Here is a 13,158-nt window from a genome sequence, read left to right on the forward strand (position 1 = left end):
GACTTGGTCCCGTCACTGGTGTAGGGTCGATAAGACCAAGTCCCATCACTGGCCAGGAGAGGTCACCGATGAGTAAAGCTGTCCGTTATCAGCGATTTGGCGGTCCCGAAGTACTCGAACTGCAGGAGATACCCGAGCCGCACGCCGCACCGGACGAGGTTCGCGTCCGGGTCACGGCCGCCGGGCTGAATCCGATGGACTGGCAAATCACCACACAGCCCGAAATGGCGGCGCGGTTCGGCATCACCTTGCCGGCCGGGTTCGGCAGCGACTTCGCCGGAGTGGTGGACGAGGTGGGCGCCGAAGCCACGGGATTCGCGACCGGCGACCGGGTGTACGGGGCTGCGATTGGGCGGTCCGTCGCCGATTTCGTGCTGGTCAAGACACCCACGGCAACGCTCTGGCCCATCCCGGAGGGCATCGGCGACGAGGTGGCGGGCGTGCTTCCGGTGTCCGGTCTGACAGCCGCCGCCGCGCTCGCCGCGATCGGACTCCGCGCCGGGGACACCGTCCTGATCGGTGGGGCGGCCGGTGGCGTGGGCATCTTCGCCGTGCAGTTGGCGAAGCTCGCGGGTGCCCGGGTGCTCGGCACCTCCTCCGAGGGCACGTTCGGATTCCTGCGCGGGCTCGGCGCCGAACCCGTGGCGTACGGCCCTGGCCTGGCGGACCGGGTGCGGGCCTTGGCGCCCGAGGGGATCACCGCCGCAGCCGACCTGTTCGGAAGGGAGGCGGCCGAGACCGCGCTCAAGCTCGGCGTGGCACCCGAGCGGATCTCCGTCGTAGCCGACGGCCCCGCCCCGCCGCCCGGTGTGCACAAGGCGGGCGCCCTGGATGCGGGTCCGGGCGCCCTGGAACGGATCACCGACGCGATCACTTCTGGCGCGATCACGGTGCCGATCGCGGCGACCTTCCCGGTCGAGCGGATCCGCGAAGCCGTGACGATGCAGGCCGACAGGCACGTTCACGGCAAAATCGTGATCGCACTGTGAACCGGCACAAGGTGGACTCAGCGTGTTCCCCGCACCGGGCCTGGCCGGCCGCGTCACAGGCCCGGCCAGGTCGTCGCGGACCATGGTCGGTTGCGGCTGAGCAGCCGAAGGGGCAGATCGCCCATTCCGTCAGGCCCCCTTGGTATGGTGCGCGGGTTGCACCGCTGGGAGAGTTACGGCAGCGCTCAGGGGAGAGGCCAGGCGACGATGCAGGCGTCAGAGGTCCCGCATGCGGTGTCCGCGGCCATGTCGATCGCCTCATCACGTGGCCTGACAGTCGACGACGCGATCGTTCTTCACGACTCGAACAAGCTCACTCTGCGTCTGCTGCCGTGTGATGTCCTGGCCCGGGTGGCACCTGCAGCGCATCAGGTCGCACAGTTCGAGATCGAGCTCGCTCAACGGCTCGCCGCATCCGGGTGCCCCGTGGCTGCTCTCGAGCCCCGGGTGGAGCCACGCGTTCATGAGCGTGATGGCTTCGTGGTCACGCTATGGACCCACTACGAACCCGTGACACCTCAAGAGATCTCTCCGGCCGACTACGCCCATGCGCTCCAACGGCTGCATATCGGCATGCGCGAGGTCGATGTCCCGACGCCGCGATTCACGGATCGAGTCGAGCAGGCTCAACGACTCGTGGCGAACCGCGACCACACTCCGGCGCTCACCGACGCGGACCGGGAGCTGCTCGGCAGCACGTTACGAAGCCTGAGAAGAGTGATCGACGAGCGCGGTGGCGCCGAGCAGCTGCTGCACGGCGAGCCGCACCCGGGCAACGTGCTCACCACGAAGAACGGGCTGGTGTTCATCGACCTCGAGACGTGTTGCCGTGGGCCCGTCGAATTCGACCTCGCCCATGCGCCCGAAGAAGTCGGCGAGCACTATCCGGGTGTCGATCAAGACGTGCTGCGCGCGTGCCGGCTGCTCGTACTGGCGATGATCACAGCGTGGCGCTGGGATCGAGGCGACCAACTCCCCAACGGGCGCCGGCTGGGCACGGAGTGGCTCAGCCAGATCCGAGCTGCACTCCATCGCAACGGCTTGGATACCCATGGCTGATCGCGGACCTTTGAGGTCGTGGCCGACCGGCTGTTGATGTCGGCACCTGGCGCGGCCCTGGCCCCGGCCACCTGGCGCGGGGCCAGGGGCACGCGCTCGGGGGCGGACAGATTTCGGCGACGCGGCGCGTCGCCGGGGCCGCGGTCGGCCTGCCGAGGGGGCGCGGGGAATAGCCGCCGCGCCCCCTTCGGTCGGCTCAGTACCGCGTGGTGCACACGTAGGTGAGCCAGCGCCCGCCGCCCGCGTGGGAGATGGCGCTGTTCTCGGCTTCGGTCGCGGTGGCGCCCTGACCGCCCCAATACTGGTTGGTGCTGTCGTTGTAGGCGATGGCGCCGCAGCTGTTGACGAAGGTCACCAGGACCTTGCAGCCGCTGCCGGAGCACCTGGACAGGGCGGCCGACTGGGCGGCGCTCTGGGATGAGTAGTCCCAGGCCTTGCCCATGCTGCCGTCGTGCGCCACCGCGATGGCGCCGTAGTAGTCCGGCCGCGGCGGGGGCTCGGGGGCCTCCGTCACCGGGTCGGGGGCCTCGGTCGTCGGGTCGGGGTCGGGGGCCTCGGTCGTGGGATCGGGCTCGGGGGTGTCGTCGTAGTCCGAGTCGTAACTGTCGTCGTCCGCGGTGGTCTCGTCCGGATCCGGGGTGTAGTAGTCCGTCTCGGTGTCCGTCGGGTCCGAGGTGTAGTCCGGGTAGGAGGGGCTGGACGAGGAGGTCAGGGGCGCGCCGGCGGAGCTGTCGTCGTCCGACGAGCCGTGCGTGTTCGCGAGGACCAGCACCAGGATCACCGCGACGGCGGCGGCGATGGTGCCGGCCATGGCGGACGGCTTGGCCCTCGGGCCGGTGGTGCCCGCGCCCGTGGTGAAGGGGTTCCCCGCCGGGCCCCCGCCGCCCGATCCGCCGCCGCCTCCCGCGCCGGGGCGGACGAGCCGTGACACCAGGGGGGTCGGTCCGCCCGGCGCGGTGGCCTGGGCAGGGGTGGTCGACGTCTTGTGGCGGGCCGCCGCGAGGCGTTCGGCCCATTGGGCGGGCGTCGGCCGACGGGCCGGGTCGGGGTCGAGGCTGGCGCGGGCCAGGTCGCCGAGCGCCGGGTCGATCGCGGCCAGCGCGGCGGGGTCGGTGGTGGTCTGGTCGCGGGCGAAGATCCGGATCGCGAGCAGGGCGAGCTTGTAGACGTCGCTCGCGCGGGTCGCCTTCACCTCGCCCGCCGGGACCTGCCAGTCGGGCGTCTCGGCCTGCGGCAGCACCGTGCGGCCCCGCAGCCGCGCCGCGTCGCAGTCGATGAGGAAGACCTCCGGCTGCGGATCGGTGGTGAACAGCAGGTTCTTCGGGGACAGGTCGCCGACCGAGACACCGATGCGGTGCAGCCGGTCGAGGACCTGGGCCAGGTCGGCCAGGATCAGCAGCCGGTGCCGGTCGCTGATGGTCAGGCCGATGCCGGCGACGTAGTTGTCGTCGTTGAGCAGGTACTCCAGGTTCGCGAGCCGTTGTGTGCCGCCGTTCGTGCCCGCCAGGCTCCGTAAGGTGAACCAGAAGCGGTCGGGCACCGCGCGCATGAGGAACCCGCGGATCTCCCCCTGGCGCCGGACCACGGCCGCGGGCCACGCGGTCCGTTCGCACAGCCACTGGCCGTCGGCCGCGCTCAGCTCGCCGAGCAGCGCCACGCTCGCCGTCAGCGCGGTGGCGTCGAGGTCGGGCAGCACGGCGGCGCCGTACTCCTTGTACACCACCTCCCAGCCGCCGCCGTCGGCCTCGTTGATCCTCTTGTTGAGGACCTTGTACACCGTGCCCTGGCCGCCCTGCCCGAGCTGGGGGCCCAGGCTGAGCGTGCCGTGCTCGACCACGGAGGCGGACGGCGGCGTCATGACGCGCCTCCCGTCGTACGGGGCCAGACGGCCAACAGGGACCGGTCGTCGTCGAAGGTCTCCCGGGAGAAGTCCAGCAGATGCGCCAGCCACAGCGGGGCGGGCGGGACGGCCAGCTGGCTCGCGAACAGCGCGCCGACCTGTCCGTCGCCGTCGCCGAGCGGATCACCGAAACCGTCGGTGGCCACCAGCAGCACCCGGCCCGGGGTCAGCCGCGCGGTGGTGCGCTCCAACTGGTCGGGCACGCTGGGCAGCGGTGTGACCACGTTCGACACCACCACGGTGTCCGCATCGGACTTCAGGCCGAACAGCGGCTCATAGCGGCCCGTCGAGGTGTCCAGCAGCCACGCACCGGAGTCCCCGATCCGGAAGAGCTCCACGAGCGGACCGGCGGGGTCGGGCAGCACCGTCCCGGCCACGAGCGTCGTCGCGTAGAGCGCCGCCACGTCGCTCACCGTGGGTTCCTGACCGCCGAGCCGCCACTGTGCGAGCTGCCGCAGCCGTTCGGCGGCGTGGCGGGCGACGTCCTGGAAGTCCAGCGGGCCCTGTCGTGCGGGCAGCTGTACGGGCTGTCCGGGCTGTACCTGCTGTCCGGGCTGTCCGGGCTGTCCGGACAGCAGGTACAGCATGCGTTCCAGGACGGCCCGGCACGCTTCGAGGGCACCGAACTCGGAGCTGGTGGCGCTGGAGACACCGTCCGCGACGGCGAACGCGATACCGCCGGTGGACTCGTGCACGGCGGCCCGCGCGGCATCCTGCCGGGGCTGGCGGTAGTAGCGGTGTTTGGCGCCGCGCACCGAGGCGGAACGCAGGGTGAGCCCTGCGGGCCCGGCCGTCGACCAGCCGTCGCACTCGCTGTCCGGGAAGTCGAAGGCGTACTGCCCCGGTGCCTTCGCCTCGAATTCCGGACCGGGCGTACCCACCTCGATCCGCTGCCAGGGCGTCTGCCAGGACGTCTGCCCCGCAGGCGCGGGCCGGACCGGCGCCACCGGGGCGGCGCCCTCCTCGTGTGGTGCGTTCACTTCTCGGCCCCCGTACGGCGCGCTCACTACCCGACCTCGTCGATCGCCATGGTGAACTGGTCCGGCCGGTTCACCACGAGTTGCGGGTTGCCCGAGTTCAGCGCCTGGCCCGAGGCGACCAGGCTCGCGGTCAGCGCGTGGAAGAACTCCGCGACCGCCTGGCCGATGTCGGTCCCGGGCCGGGCGACGAACGCGAACTCCGGGCGGGTCGCCACCTCCACCATGGTGCGGGCCTGGGCGTCCCCGATCCCGCAGGCGACGATGTTGGGCGCGGTCGGCGTCAGCGACCTGTCGGTCAAGGTGGCGTGCGGCTTCCGCCAGCTGTTGCCATCGGTGGGCTGGCCGTCGCTGAGGAAGAACACCACCGGCCGGTGCACCTTGTACCCCTCGCCACGCAGCCACTGCACATCCGCCGGAATCCGGTCCAGCAGATCATCGAAAGCCGCCTGGTAGCTGGTCAGACCCCGGATCGCCACCTGGGGCAGGCTCGTCTCGGTGCGCATGTCGGCGATGGCCAGGCGCACCTGCACGTCATCCGAGAAACCAAGCACCGCCAGCCGCAGCTTGGCCGCGATCATCGGCTCGGCCCGCAGCCCCTCGCACAGCGAGATCAGGCCGTTGGACAACTCCGCCGTGTACGGCCCCATCGAAGCCGACTCATCCGCCAGCACGTACGCCGGCAGCAGTACACCCCTCGTCTCCGCCATACGGATCCGTCTCCCCCGTTTGTATTTGTGTCCTATGCATGACACCGCACCGGTGCCGCGACGGCCGATGTCCGCCCGCCGGCAACCGGCGTCACGGGGTCTCCCGTGCGGACTCCGCCGGCAACCGGAGAGCGTGCTCTCGGTGTGCCGGGGCGTCGCTGCCGTGAAGGCCCGTCACAAGTGCCCTTACTGATAAGCGATGTGATGCCGTATCTTGCCAAAGCGCGAGCACGGGCGGAAGCGACTTGGGGGAGTCACCGTGGGCGACCACTACTGGCAGAACACATCCGGCAAGCCTCAACTGCCCACCTGGCAGCAGACCCCCCGAGCCGTGCCACCGCCGCTGGGACAGCCGGCACCGCCACCGGACCCGGCACAGCAGCCGCCACCTTCGGGCGGGCAGCCTTCCTCGGGCGGGCAGCCGTCTTCGGGCAAGCAGGCGCCAACGGCGCCGCCGCCGTCCTCGGCGCGGCCCCCGTCCCGCACGCCGGATCCGGCCCGGACCCGCGGCGCAGGGACCTCGACGTGGTCCGGCAGTGCGCCGAAGCCCACCACCACGCCAACCCCCACCCCCACCCCCGCCCCCACTTCCTCTCCCGCCGCCTCATCCGTCTCGCCCCAAGGCGGCAGCCACCGCCCGGCCGCCGCGGCGGCGGCCCTCGCCGCACTCCGGCGCCGCGCGGGCCTGCGCACCGCGGCGATCGTGGTCTTCTGCGCGGTCGCGGCCCTCGTCGCGGGACTGCTGATCTTCCTGCCGCCATCGGACGACGACCACCGGCCGGCCACGCGGTCCATCGCGCACCGGGAGCCCTTCAACCGGGCGCTGGCCAATCTGGCGGCGGCCCGGGGCCTGCGGTACAAGGACACCTCCGCCGACGGCTCACAGAGCCGCGACATCACGGTGTCCCAGGGCGGGAACCTGTACGGCACCACCGGCTCGGCCACGGACCCGCAGGACGTGCTCCGGGTCGACGGCAAGACCTACACCAAGGGGAACGCCACCCCGTCGGACGCCGGGGACGGCACGCGACAAGACGAAGGCCGGCGCTGGACCGTCGGCGCTCCGCAGGACGCGGTGTCGACCGGCGCACTCGACCGGTTCACGTCGCCCGGTGAACTGGCCGCCCAGCTGTGGATCGCGCTGGACCGCACCGACAGCCTGCCGGACCCCGACGACCCGCGGTCGACGCCCGAGTCCGTGGACGGGGTGCCCGCCCTGCGCGCCGACACCCCCGCCGGCAGCCTGCTGGTGGCCAAGGACGCGCCGTACCGGGTGCTCCGCCTGGAGCCGCACCGGCCGTCCGGCGGACAGCCGTCCGGCGCGCGCAGCCAGCTCACTCTGTACGCCCCGGCATCGTCCGGCGCGCGCAGCCAGCTCACTCTGTACGCCCCGGCATCGTCCGGCCCCTCACAGGTGAGCACGGGGCCCCTGCCGGGCACCGACTCGGCGGGCGTGGATCTCGCCCCGCTCTCCGACGAGCAGGCCGACCGGATGTACGACGCCCTGGAGACGGGCACCCGGCAGCTCGCCGACGCGGTGGACGCCGGGGTCACGTTCACGCTGGACACCGACGGCAACATCAGCTGCGGCAGCTCGGGCTGCTCGGTCCACCAGCAGTTCACCGGCACCCTGACCACGGACGCCCGCACCCGGCTCACCGGCGGCAGCGTCACGGCCAGCATGGACGCGTCCATCGCCATCGACGGGCAGGACGCCGGCACGTGCAGCAGCTCGCGCAGATCCTTCCCGATCACCGGCAGAACGGTGACGGGGACCCTGTCCTGCTCCGCCCCCGGCGCCGGTCCCATCTACGCCGCCGTCGACGCCAAGTACCGGGCGCAGGCGGAGGCGGAGTCCCAGGCCTCCGGCGGGCAACCCGTTCCGTACAGCTTCCCCTACACGGCCAGGACCTTGGTCGACGCGGCAGCCCTCGCCACGGCCGAGGTGGACCGGCTGGTCGGGCAGGTGCGGCAGGACCGGCAGGGCGGCGACTGCCGCACCACCGGCGCCCGCGGCACCTCCGTCGTGGCCTCCTTGGCGGGCAGGCGGGCGGCGCTGCCGGCCGTGTTCGTCATCGCGGCGCGCTCGGCCCCTGGCTGCGCCGGGCTGCCCGCCGGCGTCACGGTCAGCCGCGACGACGGGTCCATTACCATTTCCCACCCGGAAAGCGGGTCCATGGCGCTCGCCCTGCTGGACAGGCAAGGCAAGCTGACGCTCGGTATAGACCGGCTGAAAGGATCCACCATCTCCGGAAAGCAGATGTTTCAAATGATCATGAAGCACTTCGGTGACCGGGTGCGGAGCATCGAGGGAAACTGGTCGTACGGCGACAACCTGGCCGCCTTCAACAAGGCGGTGGCCGACGGCGTGCCCCTGAAGAGCGCCGCCCGACAGACCTGGACCGGAAAGCGGGCGGCCGAGTACGGCTTCACCGGCGTGCGGATCACGCGCGCCATTCCGGCCGCGGACGGCGGATACGCGGCCGTGTCGGCGCTCTACCGGAGGCCGTAGCGTGCCCGGGGAGTGGGTCGCGGAGCTCCGCCGGCTGGCCGGGGCGGGGCTCGACATCGTGCAGATCGCCGAGTACATGCGTGAGCACCACGCGGAGTTCCAGGAGAGGTCGCTCGTCACGCTGAACGAGTACCGGCTGGCGTTCGACCTGTCGGTGCGGCAGATGCAGGACATCGGCGGCTGGTACGAGGGCGGCCTCACGTCCGAGTACCTGCGCAGCGTCATCCCGCTGTAGGGCGGCGCCGTGAGCCCGGTGCCCGGTTCACCGGCCCCGGCGCCCGGCGAGACGGTCACCGGACAGAAGCGTGCCGGCCTGCTTGATCTGCTGGAACAGCGGAGAGACCGCCAGGCTCTGGAGGCCGGGCAAGGACCCGATGCGGTCCGATGTGAATTCGAACAGGTCATCGAGATCCCGGCAGTGCGCGACGGCGTGGATGTTGTCGGGCCCGGAGACGGCCGCCGCGAAGGCGATCTCGGGTTCCCGCGCGAGTGCGCGTCCGACGCTTTTGACCGCCGACGGGTGCACGCGGAGCCAGAGGTGGGCCTGAGCGTGGTAGCCCAGTGCCGCCGCGGCGATCTCGACGTCGATGTGGACGACGCGGCGCAGGATCAAGGCGTGCAGGCGGCGTGATGCGCGTCCAGGCGTGAGGTCCGCCGCCGCGGCGAGATCGACGAGGCTGGCACGACCGTCCGCGGCGAGGACGTCGAGCATCTTCTCGTCCCCGGGGGTGAGGCGCACCGGATCGCGCGCGACGATCGGGGACTCCGTGAAAGGGGCTTCGTCGTTCCCGAGGAGCGCTTCCTGCTGCGGGGTCAGCGCGCCGCGCAGTGCGGCCCAATAATGGCCGCGGCCGCCGAGGAACTGACGGAGCATCACCGACGCGTTGATGTCGAGGACCGCCGCGGTGCGCGGAAGCCGCTGGCCGAGCAGGTCGTCGCGCTGTTCCGGAGTCCGCGACCGGACCGCGCAGGTGACTTCGGAGCCCGCGGCGCCGAGGGCCACCCAGTTGACATCGTCGCGCTTCGCGAGTGCGTCGGCGATCGCCGCCGCACTGCCGGGGCGGCAGCGCAGCCGCACCAGCCACTTGCTCTGCCCCAGCGCCCCCGGGTCGACGACGCCGGCGACGCGGATGACGCCATCGGCGCGCAGCCGGCGATAACGGCGGCCGACGGCGCCCTCGGTAAGGCCGAGCGCGTCCGCGATCGAGGCGAACGAGGCCCGCGGAGCGACCTGGAGTGCCCGAATGAGACGCACATCATCAGGCTGCACAGCGCCGGATTCGGTCATGGACGCGCTTGTCATGCGGGCAATCGTACAAATCTGCCCTGTGGACGTGCCCCGGAGGCGGCGTAACGGCAAGACTCCCACGAGGCAGCTCGGTGCGAGCTCGCCATCGTTCGAATGTTCGAAGAAGGAGGATGACCCGAAGTGTCATCAACGGAAACCGACGCGGACCGGCACCCGCCGACCGCTCTCATCGTCGGGGCGTCGCGCGGTCTCGGCCACGCGATGGCGGCCGAACTTTTCGACCGGGGATGGAACGTCATCGGAACGGTCCGGGACGCCACGGCCCGGACCCTCTTGCACGATCTCGCGGACCGCTCCGACGGGCGCGTCTCCGTCGAGCACCTCGACATCAACGAGCCCGATCAGCTGGCGCCCCTGCACGAGCGTCTCGGTTCACGAGAACTCGACGTGCTTTTCGTCAACGCGGGGACCACGAGCCATGAACAGGCGCCGATCGGTGCGGTTCCGACGGCCGATTTCATCGACGTGATGGTCACCAACGCGCTCAGCCCCATGCGCGTCATCGAAACACTCGAAGACCTCGTGTCTCCGACGGGACTCATCGGGGTGATGTCCTCCGGACAAGGCAGCATCACGAACAACACGTCCGGATCGCGCGAGGTCTACCGGGGCAGTAAAGCGGCCTTGAACATGTTCATGCGCAGCTTCTCGGTCCGGCAGTCCGAGACCCAGCGCGCCTTCGTCCTCATGGCACCTGGCTGGATCCGTACGGCCCTGGGCGGGCCGGACGCGCCCTACACCATGGAAGAGGCCGTCCCGCGGGTGGTGGACGTCCTGCTGTCGAGGCTGGGGAAGCCCGGTCTCGAGTATCTGGACCGTTTCGGTCAGACCGTGCCGTGGTGAACCGGAGCATGAGGAACGTCATCGCCATCGAGGAGCACTGGACCACCGACGGCATCGACCGGGCGCTCCGGGCGCGGCCGGTACCGTCGCGCGACGAGAGCGTGGCGTTGAACGACAGTGGGGACATCCCCGAGCGGCTGCTCGACATCGGCGAGCGACGTATCGCGGCGATGGACGCGGCGGGGGTCGACCTTCAGATCCTCTCGATCGCCCCGCCGGGGACCCACGGACTCCCGGCCCGTGAGGCCATCGCGCTGAGCCGCGAGGCGAACGACCGCGCCGGCGAGGCCGTCAGCCGCTACCCGACGCGTCTGCGGGCGATGACGACGTTGCCGATGTCGGATCCGGACGCCGCCGTGACCGAGCTCGAGCGCACCGCGAACGCGCCCGCTCATGTCGGGATCATGTCCTACGGCCGCAGCGGCGACCGCCCGCTGGACGATCCCGCCTACGACGAGTTGCTCGCGACCGCCGCCGCCCTGCGACGGCCGGTGTTCATCCATCCCCAGATCCCGCCGAACGCGGTCAGGGACGCCTCCTACCGCGGGTTCGACCCCACCGTCGAGCTCGCGCTGGCCACCTTCGGCTGGGGCTGGCACATGGAGGCGGGACTCGCGGCGCTCCGCCTGATCCTGCGCGGCACGTTCGACCGGCACCCGGATCTCCAGATCGTGCTGGGGCACTGGGGCGAGATGCTGCTGTTCGCCCTCGACCGGGTCGACAGCCTCTCGAACGTCGCGACCGGCCTCGATCGTCGTGTCGCCGAGTATGTCCGGACCAACGTCCACATCGCGACCAGCGGCATGCTCACCCCCCGTTTGCTGCGGCACGCGCTGGACTTCACCAGCGTCGACCGGATCCTGCTCTCGGGCGACTATCCCTTCCACCGTCTCGACACCGCGACGCTCGCCGACTTCCTCGGGACGCTCCCCGACCGCGAGGACCAGCACAAGATCGCGTACGCCAACGCCCAGGCGCTCTTCCGCCTGGAACCGTCGTCGTCCGGCCCGGACGGCGGGACAGCGCCGATCGGCTCCCTCACCGGGTCGCGGCGTAGCGCTCCACCTCCGCCGTAGCGTCGTCCACGGCGCGCCTGCGGTCCGCGTCGAGCATGAATCCCGCACGGGCCGTCAGCTGTACGAGGATGCCCTGGACCGGGATTCCGCCGACGCGCTGTCCGCCCACGGCCAGCGAACAGCCGATGGCGGGCCGCTTCGCCCCGGAACCGGCCGGGCGCAACTCCAGACGCACCTCGGTGGTGTCCAGGGGCGCCGGCCCGAGTGCCTGCCCGATGTCGTCCGCCAGCGGGGCCGCGTTGGCCTCCAGTGTCTTGCGCCGCAGCCGGAACTCGCGGTCCAGGTAGACCCCGCCGAAGCCCCGGAAACCGACGGCACGGGCCCGTATGGCACGCGTCACCAGGAGCCCGTGGCGGTGCAGTACGTAGGCGAGCACCAAGGCGGTCTTCACCAGGTCGGTGACGACGTCCTCCGCCGTCCGGACGAGCTCCCGGTCCCGGCTCCATGACGTCACGCGCTGGGGTGCCCGTCCCTCGGCCAGTGACACCAGCCCCTCGGCCACGGACTCGCCCAGCAGCCACCAGCCGCTGTGGTCGACGGCGAAGAGCCGGCCTTCGTCGTCCACCGCCAGCAGGGCGTCGGCGTCGGTGCGGCCGAACGGGAACAGCCGGTGCCCGAGCCCCTCCTGGAACGCCGCGAAGGTGCGCAGGGCATGGCGCCCCAGGGTCGGATCGACCACGCACCCCGTCGCGGCGACGTCGGCGCCGGGCCCTGCCGGGGTCACGGCGAGCCCGTGGAACTCCCGCAGCGCGCGCTCCGCGGCGGGGAAGGTCTGCCAGGCGGTGACCCCGTCGACGGCCACCGTGCTGGTCGTCTCGAGAATCCCCAGGAGCGCCCGGTTCCCGGCGTCCCTTCCCGGTTGCCACCCCGCGGCGACCAGCGCCTCGTTGCCTCTTCCGGTCACGGCCGCATGATCTCCACACCGAGACGCTCCAGGAGAGCGGTGCAGGAACGGCACGGTGTGGTCGTGCGGCCGTGCTCGGGGTCGCCCTCTTCACGGATCAGCTTGGACACGATCACGGCTCCGGCGAAGTGCGGACCGGCCTCGTCGAGCCCGGTCCAGCGCCCGTCCGAGCGGCCCTCGTCGAGCGACCACAGCTGGTCCGAGATCAACGCGGATTCGGCGCAGTAGCCGATGAAAGGCTCACGAAGTGCGTGGGGAAGGGCGGTGAAGAAATCCGTCACGGCGGGGTGGAGGTCGGGGGTTCCTTCGCCGGAGAGATTGGTCTGGCTGAAGATATGACCCTGGATCAGCAGGCTCGACGAAACGCCGAGATCGATGTCAGACATAGAATTCCTCCGCATCGGACTGATCTCCGGTCAGGAGACTGTTCAGCACATCGTCCCGCTCCTCACCCAGGTAATAATATCCCGACCAGTGAGTGTAGAAGACCCTGCCGAGCGGATCCATGACGGCGGTGCCCCGCTCCATCCGTTCGAAAGCCACCGGAAACAACGGCTGCTCCAGCAGCTCGGACAGCTCCGCAATCTGCTCGGCCCTGATCGCGTCGACGAATCGCACCTCGAATACGCAGTGTTCCTGCGGAGGCGCACCAGGAGATTCGAGATCGAGAAAAGCGAACTCCCGGAGAAAGTCGGTGGCAGCCGGGAACGGGCTGACGGAGTACCCATGGGAGCGCAGTTCGGCAGCGGCGGACTCCATGAGTTCGCCCACGTCCTCCCCGACATCTCGTCCCGGGTGCCAGCCTGCCGCGCGCAGTCGTTCTTCGATCTCTTCGTGGGTGAGCCGACGAGGCATGAGGTAGTGCTTCCTGTCTCTCTG

13 protein-coding genes are annotated in these 13,158 nt (G+C 70.9%); 6 read left to right on the forward strand and 7 right to left on the reverse strand.

Going from position 1 to position 13,158, the window contains the following annotated elements:
- The first annotated feature begins 68 nt into the window (after window positions 1-68).
- Together PS467_RS14605 and PS467_RS14610 are read left to right on the forward strand one after the other, a co-directional pair.
- Entirely contained in the window at window positions 69-989 is a 921-nt protein-coding gene (locus PS467_RS14605) for an NADP-dependent oxidoreductase (RefSeq protein WP_311035652.1), read from the forward strand.
- Window positions 990-1,196: 207 nt separating this feature from the next.
- Window positions 1,197-2,048, forward strand: coding sequence for a phosphotransferase enzyme family protein (locus PS467_RS14610; RefSeq protein ID WP_311035653.1), 852 nt, complete (start codon window positions 1,197-1,199; stop codon window positions 2,046-2,048).
- 196 nt (window positions 2,049-2,244) lie between these two features.
- Here PS467_RS14610 and PS467_RS14615 read toward each other — a convergent pair whose 3' ends face one another.
- The 3 genes from PS467_RS14615 to PS467_RS14625 are packed head-to-tail and all read right to left on the reverse strand — an operon-like array spanning window position 2,245 to window position 5,635.
- The gene (locus tag PS467_RS14615; RefSeq protein WP_311035654.1) at window positions 2,245-3,906 is read right to left on the reverse strand and encodes a DUF4189 domain-containing protein; all 1,662 of its coding nucleotides are present in this window, start codon (window positions 3,904-3,906) and stop codon (window positions 2,245-2,247) included.
- Window positions 3,903-4,928 carry a protein phosphatase 2C domain-containing protein gene (locus PS467_RS14620; protein WP_311035655.1) on the reverse strand — a complete coding sequence of 342 codons (1,026 nt, stop codon included), beginning with the start codon at window positions 4,926-4,928 and terminating at the stop codon, window positions 3,903-3,905. Before PS467_RS14620 ends, PS467_RS14615 begins: the two co-directional genes overlap by 4 nt.
- A gap of 26 nt (window positions 4,929-4,954) precedes the next feature.
- A complete protein-coding gene (locus PS467_RS14625) occupies window positions 4,955-5,635 on the reverse strand; it encodes a vWA domain-containing protein (RefSeq protein WP_311035656.1) in 681 nt (226 codons plus the stop codon).
- Window positions 5,636-5,894: 259 nt separating this feature from the next.
- On the opposite strand from PS467_RS14625, the gene PS467_RS14630 reads away from it, so the two are divergent.
- Window positions 5,895-8,147, forward strand: coding sequence for a hypothetical protein (locus PS467_RS14630; RefSeq protein ID WP_311035657.1), 2,253 nt, complete (start codon window positions 5,895-5,897; stop codon window positions 8,145-8,147).
- 1 nt (window position 8,148) lies between these two features.
- Window positions 8,149-8,382, forward strand: coding sequence for a hypothetical protein (locus tag PS467_RS14635; protein WP_311035658.1), 234 nt, complete (start codon window positions 8,149-8,151; stop codon window positions 8,380-8,382).
- 27 nt (window positions 8,383-8,409) lie between these two features.
- On the opposite strand, the gene PS467_RS14640 is transcribed toward PS467_RS14635, so the two are convergent.
- The gene (locus tag PS467_RS14640) at window positions 8,410-9,435 is read right to left on the reverse strand and encodes an Lrp/AsnC family transcriptional regulator (protein WP_311035659.1); all 1,026 of its coding nucleotides are present in this window, start codon (window positions 9,433-9,435) and stop codon (window positions 8,410-8,412) included.
- Between the two features lie 141 nt (window positions 9,436-9,576).
- On the opposite strand from PS467_RS14640, the gene PS467_RS14645 reads away from it, so the two are divergent.
- Both PS467_RS14645 and PS467_RS14650 read left to right on the forward strand, forming a co-directional pair.
- Window positions 9,577-10,299: an SDR family NAD(P)-dependent oxidoreductase gene (locus PS467_RS14645; protein ID WP_311035660.1), complete on the forward strand. Its 723-nt coding sequence runs from the start codon at window positions 9,577-9,579 to the stop codon at window positions 10,297-10,299.
- Between the two features lie 8 nt (window positions 10,300-10,307).
- A complete protein-coding gene (locus PS467_RS14650; protein ID WP_311035661.1) occupies window positions 10,308-11,375 on the forward strand; it encodes an amidohydrolase family protein in 1,068 nt (355 codons plus the stop codon).
- Here PS467_RS14650 and PS467_RS14655 read toward each other — a convergent pair.
- The 3 genes from PS467_RS14655 to PS467_RS14665 are packed head-to-tail and all read right to left on the reverse strand — an operon-like array spanning window position 11,338 to window position 13,134.
- Entirely contained in the window at window positions 11,338-12,279 is a 942-nt protein-coding gene (locus PS467_RS14655) for an SUKH-3 domain-containing protein (RefSeq protein WP_311035662.1), read from the reverse strand. The genes PS467_RS14650 and PS467_RS14655 overlap by 38 nt on opposite strands.
- Window positions 12,276-12,665 (reverse strand): YwqJ-related putative deaminase, encoded by a 390-nt coding sequence (locus tag PS467_RS14660; RefSeq protein ID WP_311035663.1) that lies wholly within the window; start codon window positions 12,663-12,665, stop codon window positions 12,276-12,278. Before PS467_RS14660 ends, PS467_RS14655 begins: the two co-directional genes overlap by 4 nt.
- Window positions 12,658-13,134, reverse strand: a complete 477-nt coding sequence (locus tag PS467_RS14665; RefSeq protein WP_311035664.1) for an SUKH-3 domain-containing protein — start codon at window positions 13,132-13,134, stop codon at window positions 12,658-12,660. Before PS467_RS14665 ends, PS467_RS14660 begins: the two co-directional genes overlap by 8 nt.
- Window positions 13,135-13,158 lie beyond the last annotated feature (24 nt).

The sequence above is a fragment of the Streptomyces luomodiensis genome (genome assembly GCF_031679605.1).
Classification (GTDB): domain Bacteria; phylum Actinomycetota; class Actinomycetes; order Streptomycetales; family Streptomycetaceae; genus Streptomyces; species Streptomyces luomodiensis.